Genomic DNA, 15,095 nt, shown 5'->3' with positions numbered 1-15,095 from the left:
CCGCCGCGGCTCAGCAGGTCGGCAGGCCGCTGGTCTGCCCCGCGGCGACCTTCTGCACGACCGAGCGCGCGTCGTCGAAGGTGGAGACCTTGTAGACCGACAGCCCGTCGGGCACGTTGCCGCGCACCTCGCCGCAGTTGTCGGCCGGGGCGAGGAAGTGGTCGACGCCGGTGTCGCGAGCGCCCACCATCTTCTGCTGGATGCCGCCGATCGGGCCGACGCTGCCGTCGACGTCGATCGTGCCGGTGCCGGCGAAGTTCTCCCCTCCGGTGAGGGCCCCGGGCGTGAGCTTGTCGTAGATCGCGAGGCTGAACATCAGCCCGGCGGACGGGCCTCCGACGTCGCCGGCGTTGACCTTGACCGTGTAGGGGAAGGTGTAGCGCGGCGCGAGCACGATGCCCATCAGCGCACGGCCGTCCTCGCCGCGGGTGGTGCCGACCGACACGGTCGACTGCTTGCCGTCGCGGCTGATCGTGACGCGCACCGGCTGCCCGGCCGTGACCTTGTCCATCACGGCGTGGACCGACGTGAGGGTCGGGGTGGCCGTGCCGTTGATCTGCAGCATCCGGTCCCCGGCGCGCAGCTTGCCCGCCGCGGGCGACCCCTCGGCGATGCTCCCGACGTACACCTGCTCGCCGACCTTCGCCCCGGTCGCGCGCACGCCGACCACCTCGGCCGACTGCTGCGACCCGGTCATCTCCGCGGCCGACTCCTGCTGGATCTCCTGCCCGGTCTTGTCGCCGAAGACGTCCTTCTCGGGCTGGATCACGCTGTTGTCGTCGAACTTGGCCCGCGCCCACCGCCAGAAGCTCACCGGGTGGTCCGGGCCGCCGTACAGCGAGACGGTGGTGAAGTCGAGGCTGCCGTCGGTGGGGTACGTCCGCGTCCCGTCGATCTGCACGACCGGCTTGCCGTCGGAGCTGCCGAGGGTGTCCTGGGCCGGGCCCGGGCTGAAGATGACGTAGGGCATCCGGATGAGCTGCCCGATCGCGAAGACGACGAGCAGCAGCAGCACCGCGCACAGCAGCACGACCGAGCGGGTCGACAGGGCCCTCCCGGAGCGGCGCAGCGGTCCGGGGGCGGGATCGGGGCCGGGGGCGCCGGCCGGCGGCGGTGCCGGGGTGCTCACGGCAGACCCACCCACTCGTCGGACCCGTCGTCGAACTGCTGGTGCTTCCAGATCGGGACGGTGGTCTTGAGGGTGTCGATGAGCTCGCGGCAGACCTCGAGCGCCGGCCCGCGGTGCGGGGCGCTGACGGCCACCACCACGGCCAGGTCGCCCACCTCGAGGTGCCCGGTGCGGTGGGTCACCGCGACGGCGGTGACGTCGTCGCGCAGGACCTGCTCGGCCGTACGCGCGAGCACGGCCTCGGCGGTCGGGTGCGCGGAGTAGTCGAGGGCCTCGACCCCCTTGGTGTGGTCGTGGCGGCGGACGACGCCGACGAACAGACCGACGCCGCCGGCGTCGGGGTCACGCACGGCCCCGAGGACCTCGTCCACCGACAACGGCTCGTCGCGCACCTGCGCCAGACGCACCCTCGGGTCCATCGATTCCTGCTCGGTCACGCACTTCCCTCACGTTCGTCGCGACACCCGTCGCACCCCTCGTTCGCGCTCACGCGCCCGGCCCGCCACGCCCGGGGCGACGGGGCGCGGACATCCTCGCCGATCAACCTGCACGTTGCCCGTGGGCGCCCTGGCATCCTGCCCGACCGCACGGTGCTGGGCCAGCCGGCCCCCGGCGTACGGACATTCCCGGTTACGCCGACCGCGAACCTTCCCGGGCTGCGGAACTCCGTCCCCGGGTGACGTGGTTATCTGGGCAGGAGTTCCGTCCTGCTGCGGCGACCGCCGCACGACTTCGTTCGAAGGAGCCACGCGTGCCCGACACACCGCACCTGCAGCCCAGCGGACCGGGTGACGACGACGAGGGCCAGGAGCAGCTCGAGGAGATGCTGCGCGCGCTGCTCGGCGACGGCGCGGCCGACAACCCCCAGCTCGCCGAGGCGCTGCGCTCGATGGGCCTGGAGCAGGTCGACCCCGCGATGCTGCAGATGGTCCAGGCCCAGATGCAGGCCATGATGAGCGGCTCCACCGACGGGCCGATCAACATCTCGCTCGCCACCGACGTCGCCCGCAAGGCCGTGGCCGCCGGCGGCGACGCCAGCGTCGGCGAGGCCACCACCAAGGACGTCGAGCAGGTCGTGCAGGTCGCGAACCTGTGGCTCGACGCCGTCACCGACTTCACCGCGCCCGCCTCGCGCGGGCAGGCCTGGTCGCGCGCGGAGTGGATCGAGCAGACGATGCCGGTCTGGAAGCAGCTGGTCGAGCCGGTCGCGAGCGGCGTCGGCGCGGCGATCCAGCGCGCGATGCAGCAGCAGATGCGCGAGCTCGGCAGCGAGGGCCTGCCGCCCGAGCTGGGTCTGCCCCCGGGCGTCGACCTGAGCTCGGTGATGGGCCAGCTGGAGCCGATGATGGCGCGGATGAGCTCGGCCATGTTCGGCATGCAGGTGGGCCAGGCGGTCGGCGCGCTCGCCGGCGAGCTGGTCACCGGCACCGAGGTCGGGCTGCCGCTGATCAAGGACAACGCCGTGGTGATCCTGCCGGCCAACGTGCCCGCGTTCGCCGACGGCCTCGGGGTCGACACCGGCGAGGTGCACCTCTACCTGGCGGTGCGCGAGGCCGCCCGGGCCCGGCTGTTCGCGCAGGTCGGGTGGCTCGCCCCGGCGCTGCTGGCCGCGGTGCAGTCCTACGCCGGCGACATCAGCATCGACACCGAGCGCATCGAGCGGGCCATCGGCGAGGCCAACATGTCCGACCCCGAGGAGCTGCAGAAGGCGCTGCAGGGTTCGCTGTTCACGCCCGAGCCGAGCGAGGCCCAGCAGCGGGCGCTGGTGCAGCTGGAGCGGCTGCTCGCCCTGGTCGAGGGCTGGGTCGACACCGTGTCCCAGAAGGCGTGCGAGCCGCACCTGCCGCACGTGGCCCAGCTGTCCGAGGCCGTACGCCGTCGCCGGGCCGCCGGCGGCCCCGCCGAGCGGCTCTTCGCGTCGTTGGTCGGGCTCGAGCTGCGCCCACGCCGGCTGCGCGAGGCCGCGACCGTGTGGGCCGCGCTCGAGGACGCGGCCGGGCCCGAGGGCCGCGACGAGGCGTGGAGCCATCCCGACTCGGCACCGGGCGTGGCGGACCTCGACGACCCGCTCGGCTACGTCGCGCGGCGCACCGGTGAGCAGCCGCAGGAGCCGGCCCGCGACGAGGTCGACGAGGCGCTGGACGCACTGCTGACGCAGGGGCAGGCCGAGCTCGACGCCGACCGGCGTGGGTCGCAGGGCATCGGTTTCCGGGCGAACCCGGCGAACGAGTCGACCGGTGACTCCACCGAGGACGGCTCGCCCGGCGGGTCGGCGGACTCCGCGGACGAGGACTCCCCCGGCGACGACTCTCCCGGTGATGACTCGCCGGGTGACGACTCCCGCGGTGACGACTCCGACGGTGACGACTCCCGCGGTGACGACTCCCCCGGCGCTGGCGACCGGTGAGCGGGGCGGCCGCGGACGTACCGCCCGGGATGCTGGCGCTGCGTGCTGACGCGCACGCGGCGCTGGCCGCCTGGGCCGCGCCCGACAAGCGGCAGCAGTCGCTGCGGCTGCGCTATCTGGAGCATCTCGCCCAGGAGCCGGGCGGCGCGTGGCGAGACGGGCCGACCTGTCACCTGACCGCCGGCGTGATGCTGCTCGACCACGACGAGCGCCGGGTGCTGCTGACCCTGCACCCCAAGGTCGGGCTCTGGCTGCAGCTCGGCGGTCACCTCGAGCCCGAGGACGCCTCGCTGCGCGACGCCGCGCTGCGCGAGGCCACCGAGGAGTCGGGCATCCCCGGCATCGTGGTCTCGCAGCAGCCGATCGAGCTGCACGCTCACGAGCTGGGGTCGGGCTTCACCCGCTGCACCGAGCACCTCGACGTGCGTTATGCCGCCTGGGCGCCGGACGGTGCCGAGGAGCAGATCTCCGAGGAGTCCGACGACCTGGCGTGGTGGCCCGTCGATGCGCTGCCCGAGGCCTCCGACCCCGACCTGCCGCACCTGGTCGCGGCTGCCCGCGCCGCCACCCGCCCGGCGCCGTAACCCCTGCACCAACCCCCGATATCGGCCGCTACGACACCTCGCGGCCCCAAAACCCTGCAACAACCCCCGATATCGGCGCTTGCGACACCCCGCCGCCACGAAACTCTGCAACAACCCCCGATATCGGCCGCTACGGCACCTCGCGGCCCCGAAACTCTGCAACAACCCCCGATATCGGCCGCTACGGCACCCCGCCGCCATGAAACTCTGCAACAAGGGCCGATATCGGGGCTTAGGTAGGACGACCCGGCGCCCGGCCCGCGAATCAGTCCGCCCCGTCGACGCCCTCCACGTCGTCCGCGAACGGCTCGGGTCGGTGCTCGGCGTGCGCGACGCCCTCGAGGAAACCCTTGGCCCGCTCCAGGTGCGGGTAGCCCTCGAGCAGCGCCCAGAACCGCGGGCCGTGGCGCGGCACCAGCAGGTGGGCGAGCTCGTGCAGCAGCACGTAGTCGACGACCTCCTGCGGCATCCCCTGCAGGCGGTGCGACAGCCGGATCTGCCGGGTCGCTGGGGTGCACGAGCCCCAGCGGGAGTTCTGGTTGGTCACCCAGCGCACCCCGGCGGGACGGGCCGTCCCCGCGAGGTACGTCCGCGACAGCTGCTCGGCCCGGCGCGCCAGGTCGGCGTCGGAGAACCTCGACCGCCGGGTGCGCGCCGTGATCTTGGCGACCATGTCGTCGACATAGCGCTGCTCCTCGCGCGCCGAGAGCCGGTCGGGCACCATCACGATGATCCGGCCGCCCTCGAGGCGAGCGCTCACCGAGCGCTTGCGCCGGGCACTGCGCCGGATCTCGACCTCGAACTCCGGCTCGGCCGGCGCCGGGCGCCCGCTCTCGAACGGCAGCTGCTGGTTCATACGGACACCGTAGGCAGCCCCACCGACAAGCACCCACCGTCGAGCGGACGTCAGCCGTGAGCCGCCCTGCCGTCGCGCGGCCCGAAGGCGGTCAGCGCGTCCACGTCGCTGTTCGCGGCGGTCAGGAACTCCTCGGCCCACTCGCGCGCACCGGGCATGCCGCACCCGGCGACCTCCTCGACCGCGGCGGGGATGTCGTACGAGCTCACGCGCAGCTGCACCACGCCACCCGGTGCGCGCCCGTCGAGCAGGGCCCAGTGCGCTCCGGCGCGGCCGTACGGCATCCCCACGCTGCCCGGGTTCACCACCAGCCGCCCCGCCACGAGGCGCTGGAACGGCATGTGCGTATGCCCGCAGACGAGGGTGCGCACGTCGTCGGGTACGTCCGCGAGCGCCTCCCGCCACCGGCTCACCCGGGTGTCGACCAGGACGACCTCGTCGTCGTCACGCGGGCTCCCGTGGCAGAACATCACCTCGCCGAAGCCGCCGACCGGCAGCGTCAGCGGATGCGGCAGCCGACGTAGGACGTCTACGTGCTTGTCGCTCAGACTCCTTGCAGCCCAGACGGTTTCGGCATGTTGGCTGTGCTTTCCGTCGACCGTCTCCACGACCTCGCGGTCGGCGTTGCCGCGCACCCAGACGGCCCTGTCCCCCAATCCGAGCAGCCGTTCCATCACCTGCGCGGGCCGGGGTCCGGAGACGATGTCGCCGGTCAGCACGACGCGATCGGCCGCGACGACGTCGGGCTCGGCCAGCACTGCCTCGAGCGCGGGCCGCACCCCGTGGATGTCGGACAGCACGGCGACGGTCGTCACGAGACCAGCATGCCGCGGCGACGGAGCCTGTGGACAACCTCCGGGCCCTGTCGGTGGGTAGTGCCAGGCTGAGCCATCCGACGCCAGAGCCGCCCGACCGCAGGAGGTCCCGTGACCGACACCCCACGGCCGGTGGTCCCCCTGCGCACGACCCGCCGCGGCGAGCACTCCCTCCTCGTGCGCCTCCCGCGCCGGGCGCCGCTGATCGTCGACGACGTGGAGCCCGACCCGGCGAGGGCGTTGCTGGCGCTGGGTGCTTCGTCCTCGCTCGAGCTGCACGCGGTCGCCGAGCGACCGTCGACCCCGGCGCCGATCGCCGACCTGCTCGACCATCTCGCCCGGGCGGCCGAGCGCGCGACGCTGTCGCGCCCCGTGCTGGAGCGGATCCTCGTCGAGGGGCGCGGCACGCTGCCGGCGAGCATCGGCGAGGTGCTGCGCCACTACGCCCTCGACGTCGTCCTGCCCGGCACGCCGGCCGACGACGGGCGGCCGGTGGGGCTCGTCGTCGACGTGACCTGCGAGGCCCTCGACCTCGACGCCTGCGCCGGCTGGCGCGAGCAACGGGTTCCGGTGCTGCCGGTGCTGGTGCGCGGCGACCAGGCGGTCGTCGGGCCGCTGCTGCCGACGCGCGGGCCGTTGTGCGCGCGCTGCCTCGAGCTGCACCGGCTCGACCGCGACCCGCACCGCGCCCACCTGCTCGCCGGGCTCGACACCGGGCTGCGCGACCCGGCCCAGCTCGACCTCGACCCCGCCCACGCGGCCCTGGTCACCGGCCTGGTCGCTACGCTCGTTCGCTGCCTGGCCCACGGCATCCCGGTGCCCCCGAGCCTGTCGCTGACCGCGCGACTGCCCTATCCCGTCGTGCAACACCACGAGTGGGTCCCGCACCCGAGATGCGACTGCGTGACAATGGCGCCATGACCGAGCTGCCCCGCAAGGCCGTCGCGCGCTCCGCGCGACTCGCGACGATCCCCCTCGGCATGGCCGGGCGCGCCGCGATCGGGTTCGGCAAGCGGGTCGGCGGCCAGCCCGCCGAGGCCGTCTCCCGCGAGATGCAGGCGCGCACCGCCGCGCAGGTCTTCGAGGTGCTGGGCGGGCTCAAGGGCGGAGCGCTGAAGTTCGGGCAGACGCTGTCGATGTTCGAGTCGGCCATCCCCGAGGACATGGCCGCGCCCTACCGCGCGACGCTCACCAAGATGCAGGAGGCCGCGCCGCCGCTGCCGGCCCGCACCGTGCACGCGGTCCTGGCCGCCGAGCTCGGCGACGACTGGCGTGACCTGTTCGAGCGCTTCGACGACGTACCGGCCGCGGCCGCCTCGATCGGGCAGGTGCACCGCGCGGTCTGGCACGACGGGCGCGAGGTCGCCGTCAAGGTGCAGTACCCCGGGGCAGCCGAGGCGCTCATGTCCGACCTCACCCAGGTCACCCGTGTCGCGCGGGTCAGCGCCGGATGGGTGCCCGGGCTCGACCTGCAGCCGGTCCTGGAGGAGCTGCGCGGACGGATGGCCGAGGAGCTGGACTACCAGCTCGAGGCCTACTCCCAGGGCCAGATGGCCGAGGCCTACGCCGGCGACCCCGCCATCTGCGTGCCCGAGGTGCTCGAGGTCTCCGAGCAGGTCATCGTCTCGGAGTGGATCGAGGGCCGGCCGCTCGCCGACATCATCCGCGAGGGCACGCCCGACGAGCGCGACGCCGCGGCCGAGCGCTACCTGGAGTTCATCATCAGCGCGCCGCAGCGCACCGGCCTGCTGCACGCCGACCCCCACCCCGGCAACTTCCGGATGCTCCCCGACGGCCGGATGGGCGTGCTCGACCTGGGCGCGGTCAGCCGCCTCCCCGACGGTCTGCCGCCCGCGCTCGGCGCCATGCTCACGCTCGCGCTGGCCGACCGCGCCGAGGACCTGCTCGAGGTGCTGCGCGACGAAGGCTTCGTGCGCTCCAGCATCACCGTCGACGCCGAGTCGCTGCTGACGTACCTCGACGCGTTCCTCGACCCGCTGCGCAGCGACACCTTCCACTTCACCCGCGACTGGCTGCGCGGGATCTTCGCCTACCTCAACGACCCGCGCAGCTCGGAGTTCACCGTCGGCTTCCGGCTCAACATGCCCCCGCAGTACCTGCTGATCCACCGCGCGTGGATGGGCGCGCTGGCGGTGCTGTGCCAGATCGGCGGCACGGTGCCGGTGCGCGGGATCGTCGACGAGTACGTCCCCGGGGCGCGGCTGCCGCAGGTGGGCTGACCCCCATACGCTGGCGCCGTGACCGCTGCGCCCCAGCCGGAGCTCGCCCGCCGCCTCACCACCACCGATGCCGTCGTCGTCGGCCTGAGCGCCATGATCGGCGCCGGCGTCTTCGTCGTCTTCGCCCCGGCCGCCGCGGAAGCCGGCTCGTGGCTGTTCGCCGCCCTCGCCCTCGCGGCGCTCGTCGCGCTGTGCAACGCCACCAGCACCGCCCAGCTGGCCATCGCCTTCCCGACCAGCGGCGGGGCGTACGTCTTCGGCCGGCGCATGCTCGGCCCGACCTGGGGCTTCCTCGCCGGCTGGGGGTTCGTGGTCGGCAAGACCGCCTCGTGCGCCGCCATGGCCCTGACCTTCGCGTCGTACGCCGTCCCCGCCGGAGGTTGGTGGGCTCGGCTCGTGGCGGTGGCCGCGGTGGTCGCGCTGACCGTCGCCAACCTGCGCGGCGTCACCCGCACGGCCCGCGTCGCCTCGGTGCTGCTGGTCATGTCGCTCGTCACGCTGGTGCTGGTGCTCGTCGTGGGGTGGGCCGGGCTCGCGGGTGACCGCCCCGCGGTGACGCCGCTGCCCTCGGGCGACCTGCGCGGCGTGCTGATGGCCGCCGGTCTGCTCTTCTTCGCGTTCGCCGGCTACGCCCGCATCGCGACGTTGGCCGAGGAGGTGCGCCGCCCCCAGATGATCGGGCGCGCGGTGCTCGTCGCCCTCACCACCGCCATCGTGCTGTACGTCGCGGTCGGCGCCACCCTGGTCGCTCTCCTCGGCGACCGGTTGCCCCGGGTGAGCGCGCCGGTGGCCGAGGCCGTCGCCGCGGCCGGCGCCGGCTGGGCCACCCCGGTCGTGCGCGTCGGGGCCGCCGCCGCGGCGCTGGGTGCGCTGCTCGCGCTGCTCGCGGGCGTCTCCCGCACGGCCCTCGCCATGGCCCGCGAGCGCGACCTGCCGGGCTGGTTCGCCGCGGTCGACGAGCAGCACCGGGTCCCGCACCACGCGCAGCTGGTCATCGGCGCCGTGCTCGTGGTGCTCGTGCTCACGACCGACCTGCGCGGGGTGATCGGCTTCTCCTCGTTCGGGGTGCTGGTCTACTACTCCGTCGCCAACGCCTCGGCCTGGCGCCAGCCGGCCGAGGAGCGCCGCTGGCCGCGCGCGGTGCAGGTGGTCGGGCTGCTGGGCTGCCTGGTGCTGGCGTTCTCGCTGCCGCTCACCTCGGTGCTGGCCGGGTGCGCCGTGCTGGCGCTGGGCGTACTGGGCCGCTCGCTCCTGCGCCGCTGAACCCCTCCCCAGTGGCGGGGGCAAGGGCGGGAGGCCGGGGCAGAGCCCGGGGACGGGCGGACAGAACAACGCCCCGGCCGGGGACGACCGGGGCGCTGCCCGTAGTGCGGAACTCGTTGTCATCGCTCAGGATTCGAGGCGACGACGCTCCTGGCGACGACCGCTCAGGGCCACCTGGAGTGACCGCCGTCGGACGCCGACTGGTTCGTGCTGGCGACAGCGTTGCTGCGCCAGCTGCTGCTGCATGAGCTGGTACATCGTGGTGCTCCTGAAGTCTCGGTGCGAAGTGGTGGCGGCGCACGTCACGCGGCCACCGGGTGCTTGCGCGGGCGGCCACGCGGCCGCTTGCGCGGGATGACGACGCCCTGCTGGAAGAGCTGACCGCCCCACACTCCCCAGGGCTCGCGGCGGTCCTTGGCGCCGTCGAGGCAGGCCTGCTGGAGCGGGCACGCGGCGCACAGCGCCTTGGCGAACTCGACGTCCTCGGGGCGCTCGGCGAACCACAGCTCCGGGTCGTTGACCCGGCAGGGCAGCTCGGCGCCGAGGCCGACGGCGTCGACCGCTTGGTCGATCAGGTCGGTGAGCGGCATGGTCTCCTCCTTCATGGTCGTGTGCTGGTGAGCGGCTGGCGTGCTGGTCGGCATCTGCTGGCTTTCTGCTCTGGCCCCGCGACACGAGAAAGGCCGCGGACCCTGTGTCGGGTTCCGCGGCCTGGAGGAGGTCGGTCTGGCTAGACCGGTGCTCTCCTGGGAGCGGAACGGCCGACACGGTCGGCAAAGGTCGGGATGGTGCTGACGAAGGCGGCGTCGTCGCCCTTGGGACGCACGGAGCCCTCGATCAGGGCGTCGTAACCGCCCATGAAGACACCGCCGCGCTGCGCGACACCGATGGCGCCGCAGGCGGACACACGGGTCCCCTGGGCCGCCAGCGGGAGATCACGGAGGATCGGCTGGGCAGCACGCAGAGACGCCGCGGCGATGCCGTGCGGCAGCTGCTTCGTCATGGTGATCGCGTTGTCCATCTGGCCAACCCTCCTCTCGTCTCGATGTCCCCGACCCGGCCGCCGAGGCCGGTGGGCTGAACGATCGAAAGGCTATGGCCGCCCGATAACGCGCGGCAACTTGATTTTCCGTCTAACGTCCCACATCGTGAGACAGCCGATCAGTCGTCCGCGGATCCCATTGCGGCACAACACTTTTCGGCCTCCTGCTCGGGGTCGCCTCCAGCCATCACGGCCAGCACGCCGGCGCCGTAGCGCTCCAGCTTGGTCGTCCCGACCCCCGCGATCTGCCGCAGCTGCGCCTCGCTGGCGGGGCGCTTCTCGGCGATCGCGGTCAGCGTCGCGTCGGTGAACACGACGAACGCAGGCACGCTGGTCGCCCTGGCCACCGCCAGCCGCCAGGCCTTCAGCGCCTCGAACTGCGCGACGTCGTACGTCGGTGGGCAGTCGGCGCACCGGCCCACCTTGCGCTCGGCAGCAGTGGTCAGGTCGCGGCCGCAGCCGGCGCACTTGGACGCCCGGGCCACCCGCCGCTCGCGCACCGGCTTGGCCTTGGGGCGCGAGCGCGCCTGCTCGCCCAGCACGCTCGCCGCGCCGTCGAGGAACCGCGACGGGCGGCGGGTCGCGCGGCCACCGGGCGACCGGGCCGCGGCGAACGAGAGCCCCAGCCGCCGGCGCGCCCGGGTGATGCCGACGTAGAGCAGGCGTCGCTCCTCCTCGATCTCCTGCGGGCCGGTGGCCATCGAGATCGGCAGCAACCCGTCGGAGGCGCCCACGACGAAGACGGTGTCCCACTCCAGACCCTTGGCCGCGTGCAGCGAGGCGAGCGTGACGCCCTGCACGGTCGGCGCGTGCTGCTCCCCCGCGCGCCGGTCGAGCTCGGCGACCAGGTGCGGCAGGCGTACGTCCTCGCCGGCTGCCGCGAAGTCGTCGGCCAGGGTGGCGAGCGCGTTGAGCGACTCCCACCGCTCGCGCTGGGCCCCGCCCGCCGGGGGTTCGACCGACCAACCGGCCCCGGTGATGACGTCGCGCACCAGGTCGCCGAGCGGGGTGCTGCCGTCGTCGCTGCGGGCGGCCGCGCGCAGCAGCAGCACGGCGTTGCGCACCTCGGCGCGGTTGAAGAACCGCTCGCCCCCGCGCACGAGGTAGGGCACCTCGAGCTCGGTGAGCGCGGCCTCCAGCGCCTCGGACTGGCCGTTGGTGCGGAACAGGATCGCCATCTCGGCGGGGCTCTCGCCCGTGTCGACGAGCCGACGCAGCTCGGAGGCGACGCCGCGCGCCTCGGCCTGGTCGTCGGGGTAGGCGGTCAGCTCGGGCGCCGGGCCGCCCGCGCGCTGCGCCTGCAGCTGCACCGCGTCACGTCCCGACCCGGCCAGCACCAGGTTGGCCAGGCCGATGACCTGCGGGGTGGAGCGGTAGTTGCGCACCAGGCGCACCTGCTGCGCCGACGGGTGCCGCTGGCCGAAGTCGAGCAGGTGGCGCGGCGAGGCCCCGGTGAAGGAGTAGATCGTCTGCGCCGGGTCGCCGACGACGCACAGGTCGTCGCGCTCCCCCACCCACTGGTCGAGCAGGTGCTGCTGCAGCGTGTTGACGTCCTGGTACTCGTCCACGACGAAGTGGCGGTACTGCGCGCGGACCTCGCGCGCGATCTCGGGGTGCTCGGCGAGGATCCCGACCATCAGCAGCAGCACGTCCTCGAAGTCGATGACGCCGCGCTCGGTCTTGACCTCCTCGTAGAGCTCGATGAGCCGGGCCATCGCCGTCGGGTCGAGCTCGGCCGGGCTGCGGCCGGCGCGACGGGCCGCCGCGGGGTAGGTCTCGGAGGTCAGCATCGACACCTTCGACCACTCGATCTCGGAGGCGAGGTCGCGCATGACGACCCGGTCGAGCTGCAGCCGCAGCCGCGACGCCGCCTCCCCGACCACCGGCGCCTTGTGCGGCAGCACCTCGGGCGCGGCCCCGCCGATCGCCCGCGGCCAGAAGTAGTGCAGCTGGCGCAGGGCCGCGGCGTGGAAGGTGCGGGCCTGCACCTGCGGGACCCCGAGCGAGCGCAGCCGGGTGCGCATCTCGCCGGCGGCGCGGGCGGTGAACGTCACGGCCAGCACGCGCTGCGGCTGGTAGGCGGCGCTGTGCACGCCGTAGGCGATGCGGTGGGTGATCGCGCGGGTCTTGCCGGTGCCGGCACCGGCCAGCACGACCATCGGGCCGAGCGGGGTGGCAGCGACCGCGCGCTGCTCGGGGTCCAGGCCCTCGAGAACCTCGTCGGCGTTCATCCCCGCCAGTCTCGCAGAGACGTACGACAGCGCCGGCCGGGTGCGGACCGCGCCGCGGTCACCGGCTGCGCGGGTCGTCGAACGGGTGCGGCTCGTCGATCGGACCGCCGAACCAGTCCTCGATGAGCAGCCGCGCGATGGACAGCCGGCCGGGAAGGCCGAGCGTCCCGGCGGCCACCTCCTCGGCGACCTCGGCGCGGGTCAGCCAGCGCGCCTCGACGATCTCGTCGGCGTCGGGGTGCAGCTCGCTGCCCTGCGCCCGGGCGGTGAACCCGACCATGAGCGAGGCGGGGAACGGCCAGGGCTGGTTGCCGCGGTAGGTCGCGCCGGTGACGACCAGCCCGACCTCCTCGAGCACCTCGCGCGCGACGGCTGCCTCGAGCGACTCCCCGGGCTCGACGAAACCGGCGAGCACCGACAGCCGCCCCTGCGGCCACTGGGGTCCGCGGGCCAGCAGCAGCCGGTCGTCGGCGTCGACGACCGCCATGATCACGGCCGGGTCGGTGCGCGGGAACTGGTTGCGCCCCTCGCGGGTGCACACGCGCGTCCAGCCGCTCTCGGAGGGCTCGGTGGGCGCGCCGCAGGCCGGGCAGAACCCTTGTCCCGCATGCCAGTTCGCCAGTCCCTGCGCGCTGGCGAACACGTCGACGTCGTGGTCGTCCAGGGCCACGGCGAGCTTGCGCAGGTTGCCGCGCTGCTGCCCGCCGTCGTCCTCGGGCGGGTGCACGACGGCCAGCACGGTCGCTCCGTCGCGGTCGCGCCCGAGGAGCAGGACCAGGCCGTCGGCGTCGCTCGGGTCACCGGCTCGATAGACGAGCCGCGGCGCGTCGGCGGTGCCGGCGTACGGCGCGCGGTCGCCGAACAGGTCGAGCACCTTGGTGCGCGGGTCGGCGAGGGCCCTCGGGACGGCTTCGGGGTCGCGTCGCAGGATCGCGGCGCGGTCGAGCGCGGATCGCGACAGGCTCAGCTCCAACAAGGTCTCCGTGCTTCCGGCCACGGCTCCCAGGCTAGGCCCCGTCCGGCACGTACCGTTGGGGGCGTGCTTCGTCGACCACTCGTGCTCGCTGCCCTCGCCGACGCCGCGGTCCCCGGACTGCGCCCCATCGAGGTGGAGGGGCAGCCGGTGCGCAGCGGCGCGCCCTACCAGTGCGTCGACGTCACCGGGGAGGACGGCAAGCGCTGGACGGTGCGCGCCTCGCTGACGACCGCCGCCGGGGCGGCCGTCGACAGCAGCAGCGCGCTGGCCCGGCTGCTGCGCCCCCGGCTCGAGGTCGCGCTGCCCGAGGTGGCCGGGGTGGCGCGCACGTCCGACGACAGCATCGTCGCGGTCTATCCGCAGCTGCCCGGCCAGGCGTTGTCCTTCCGCGACCTGCAGGCCCGTTCGCCGCTGGCCCGCTCGCTCGGCACCGTGATCGCGCAGCTGCACGACCTCGACCCGGCCGTCTACGACGAGGCGGGGCTGCCGACGTACGACGCCGAGGCCGTGCGCGCGCGCCGGCTCGGCGACCTCGACCGAGCCGCCGCGACGGGTCATGTGCCGACCGGTCTGCTGGCCCGGTGGGAGCGCGCGATGGAGGGCGTCACGCTGTGGCACTTCCCCACCGTCCCGACGCACGGCACGCTCGACGAGACCGACGTGCTGGTCGACGGTGAGCAGGTGACGGCGCTGGACGGGTGGCAGTCGGCGGCGGTGAGCGACCCGGCCGCCGACTTCGCGCTGCTGTTCCTCGGTGCCGCACCCGACGCGTTCGACACCGTCGTGGAGTCCTACGCCCAGGCGCGCCGCGAGCGGCCCGACCAGCACCTCGAGCGGCGCATCCGGCTCGCGGCCGAGCTGCGGCTGATGGCCGACCTGATGGACGCCCGGGCCGTCGGCGACGAGCACCTGGTGGCGCGCTGCACCCGGGCGCTGCGCCGCCTCGACGAGCAGACCGCGCTCGACGACAGCCTCACCCCGCCCCCGCCCGGCCGCCGCCCCGCCCCGGCCGCGGTGTCCGAGGAGGTCGACCCCGACGACATCGAGTCGGTCGACGAGCACCCGTCGACCGACGACGAGGAGACGCTGGAGATCCCGGTCGCCGGACCCGACGGGCGACCCGCGGGCGCTGCGTCCGAGGAGGGTGACGAGGGTGGCACGGTCGCCGCGGATGGCACGGGCGACCAGGAGTCCGTGGAGGCGAGGCAGTCGGACGCGTCCGCGGACGACGTCACGTCGGTCGGCCACGGCGACGATGACGTGGTTGGGGACGAGGACGTCGCCACGGACGACAACCGGGACGACGCCAGCACCGGTGGCGGGACCGGCACGGGCACCGACGGCCCCCAGGCGGCGGACCACCGCTGACCCGTGCGCGCACGCCCTGCCGGACCACCGCCGAACCGTGCGCCCCACCGCACCCCCCGGCGGACCACCGCCAAGGCGTGACCGCCGTACGCCCTGCCGGACCACCGTCGAACCGTGCGCCCCACCGCACCCAGTGGCGGACCACCGCTGACCGGTGCGCGCACGCCCTGCCGGACCACCGCCG

14 protein-coding genes are annotated in these 15,095 nt (G+C 74.1%); 6 read left to right on the top strand and 8 right to left on the bottom strand.

Translation table 11 applies throughout. The features are described from left to right. Positions 1-10 precede the first annotated feature (10 nt). On the bottom strand, positions 11-1,129 hold the full coding sequence (locus FB554_RS02605) for a YlbL family protein (RefSeq protein WP_142004503.1): 1,119 nt from the start codon (positions 1,127-1,129) through the stop codon (positions 11-13). Beyond that, a complete protein-coding gene (locus FB554_RS02600; protein ID WP_142007380.1) occupies positions 1,126-1,548 on the bottom strand; it encodes a molybdenum cofactor biosynthesis protein MoaE in 423 nt (140 codons plus the stop codon). The genes FB554_RS02605 and FB554_RS02600 overlap by 4 nt, the downstream gene beginning before the upstream one ends. A 332-nt stretch (positions 1,549-1,880) precedes the next feature. Between FB554_RS02600 and FB554_RS02595 the strand changes: the two genes are divergently transcribed. Then, entirely contained in the window at positions 1,881-3,536 is a 1,656-nt protein-coding gene (locus FB554_RS02595) for a zinc-dependent metalloprotease (protein ID WP_142004502.1), read from the top strand. Continuing rightward, positions 3,533-4,120 (top strand): NUDIX hydrolase, encoded by a 588-nt coding sequence (locus FB554_RS02590; protein ID WP_236022233.1) that lies wholly within the window; start codon positions 3,533-3,535, stop codon positions 4,118-4,120. The genes FB554_RS02595 and FB554_RS02590 overlap by 4 nt, the downstream gene beginning before the upstream one ends. 265 nt (positions 4,121-4,385) lie before the next feature. On the opposite strand, the gene FB554_RS02585 is transcribed toward FB554_RS02590, so the two are convergent. Both FB554_RS02585 and FB554_RS02580 read right to left on the bottom strand, forming a co-directional pair. Continuing rightward, entirely contained in the window at positions 4,386-4,976 is a 591-nt protein-coding gene (locus tag FB554_RS02585) for a M48 metallopeptidase family protein (RefSeq protein ID WP_142004500.1), read from the bottom strand. A gap of 50 nt (positions 4,977-5,026) precedes the next feature. Next, entirely contained in the window at positions 5,027-5,791 is a 765-nt protein-coding gene (locus tag FB554_RS02580) for a metallophosphoesterase family protein (protein ID WP_236022232.1), read from the bottom strand. A 111-nt stretch (positions 5,792-5,902) separates the two neighbouring features. Here FB554_RS02580 and FB554_RS02575 point away from each other — a divergent pair, with 111 nt between their 5' ends. Genes FB554_RS02575 through FB554_RS02565 form a run of 3 tightly spaced genes read left to right on the top strand, consistent with a single transcriptional unit; the run spans position 5,903 to position 9,294 of the window. Further along, positions 5,903-6,712, top strand: coding sequence for a hypothetical protein (locus tag FB554_RS02575; RefSeq protein ID WP_236022231.1), 810 nt, complete (start codon positions 5,903-5,905; stop codon positions 6,710-6,712). Continuing rightward, complete coding sequence (locus FB554_RS02570) at positions 6,709-8,031, top strand: ABC1 kinase family protein (protein ID WP_142004497.1); 1,323 nt, start codon at positions 6,709-6,711, stop codon at positions 8,029-8,031. The genes FB554_RS02575 and FB554_RS02570 overlap by 4 nt, the downstream gene beginning before the upstream one ends. 18 nt (positions 8,032-8,049) lie before the next feature. Next, positions 8,050-9,294 (top strand): APC family permease, encoded by a 1,245-nt coding sequence (locus FB554_RS02565; protein WP_236022230.1) that lies wholly within the window; start codon positions 8,050-8,052, stop codon positions 9,292-9,294. A gap of 302 nt (positions 9,295-9,596) precedes the next feature. Here FB554_RS02565 and FB554_RS02560 read toward each other — a convergent pair whose 3' ends face one another. From FB554_RS02560 to nudC, 4 genes are all read right to left on the bottom strand, one after another. Beyond that, positions 9,597-9,884: a WhiB family transcriptional regulator gene (locus FB554_RS02560; protein ID WP_142007378.1), complete on the bottom strand. Its 288-nt coding sequence runs from the start codon at positions 9,882-9,884 to the stop codon at positions 9,597-9,599. 140 nt (positions 9,885-10,024) lie between these two features. After that, the gene (locus FB554_RS02555) at positions 10,025-10,315 is read right to left on the bottom strand and encodes a hypothetical protein (RefSeq protein ID WP_142004496.1); all 291 of its coding nucleotides are present in this window, start codon (positions 10,313-10,315) and stop codon (positions 10,025-10,027) included. Between the two features lie 140 nt (positions 10,316-10,455). Beyond that, on the bottom strand, positions 10,456-12,567 hold the full coding sequence (locus FB554_RS02550) for an ATP-dependent DNA helicase UvrD2 (RefSeq protein ID WP_142004495.1): 2,112 nt from the start codon (positions 12,565-12,567) through the stop codon (positions 10,456-10,458). A 58-nt stretch (positions 12,568-12,625) separates the two neighbouring features. After that, on the bottom strand, positions 12,626-13,564 hold the full coding sequence (gene nudC, locus FB554_RS17525) for an NAD(+) diphosphatase (protein ID WP_236022229.1): 939 nt from the start codon (positions 13,562-13,564) through the stop codon (positions 12,626-12,628). Positions 13,565-13,606: 42 nt separating this feature from the next. On the opposite strand from nudC, the gene FB554_RS17520 reads away from it, so the two are divergent. Continuing rightward, a complete protein-coding gene (locus tag FB554_RS17520) occupies positions 13,607-14,911 on the top strand; it encodes a phosphotransferase (RefSeq protein ID WP_236022228.1) in 1,305 nt (434 codons plus the stop codon). Positions 14,912-15,095 lie beyond the last annotated feature (184 nt).

Source organism: Barrientosiimonas humi (assembly GCF_006716095.1).
Classification (GTDB): Bacteria; Actinomycetota; Actinomycetes; order Actinomycetales; family Dermatophilaceae; genus Barrientosiimonas; species Barrientosiimonas humi.
The sequence above is the reverse complement of the archived record's forward strand: the minus strand, read 5'-3'. Positions and strand labels throughout refer to the sequence as shown.

Excerpts from the sequence above, each read along its gene's own strand:
- FB554_RS02560 (WP_142007378.1), bottom strand. The coding sequence starts at position 9,884 with ATGCCGCTCACCGACCTGATCGACCAAGCGGTCGACGCCGTCGGCCTC.
- FB554_RS02550 (WP_142004495.1), bottom strand. The coding sequence starts at position 12,567 with ATGAACGCCGACGAGGTTCTCGAGGGCCTGGACCCCGAGCAGCGCGCG.
- FB554_RS02585 (WP_142004500.1), bottom strand. The coding sequence starts at position 4,976 with ATGAACCAGCAGCTGCCGTTCGAGAGCGGGCGCCCGGCGCCGGCCGAG.
- FB554_RS02570 (WP_142004497.1), top strand. The coding sequence starts at position 6,709 with ATGACCGAGCTGCCCCGCAAGGCCGTCGCGCGCTCCGCGCGACTCGCG.
- FB554_RS02600 (WP_142007380.1), bottom strand. The coding sequence starts at position 1,548 with ATGGACCCGAGGGTGCGTCTGGCGCAGGTGCGCGACGAGCCGTTGTCG.
- FB554_RS02555 (WP_142004496.1), bottom strand. The coding sequence starts at position 10,315 with ATGGACAACGCGATCACCATGACGAAGCAGCTGCCGCACGGCATCGCC.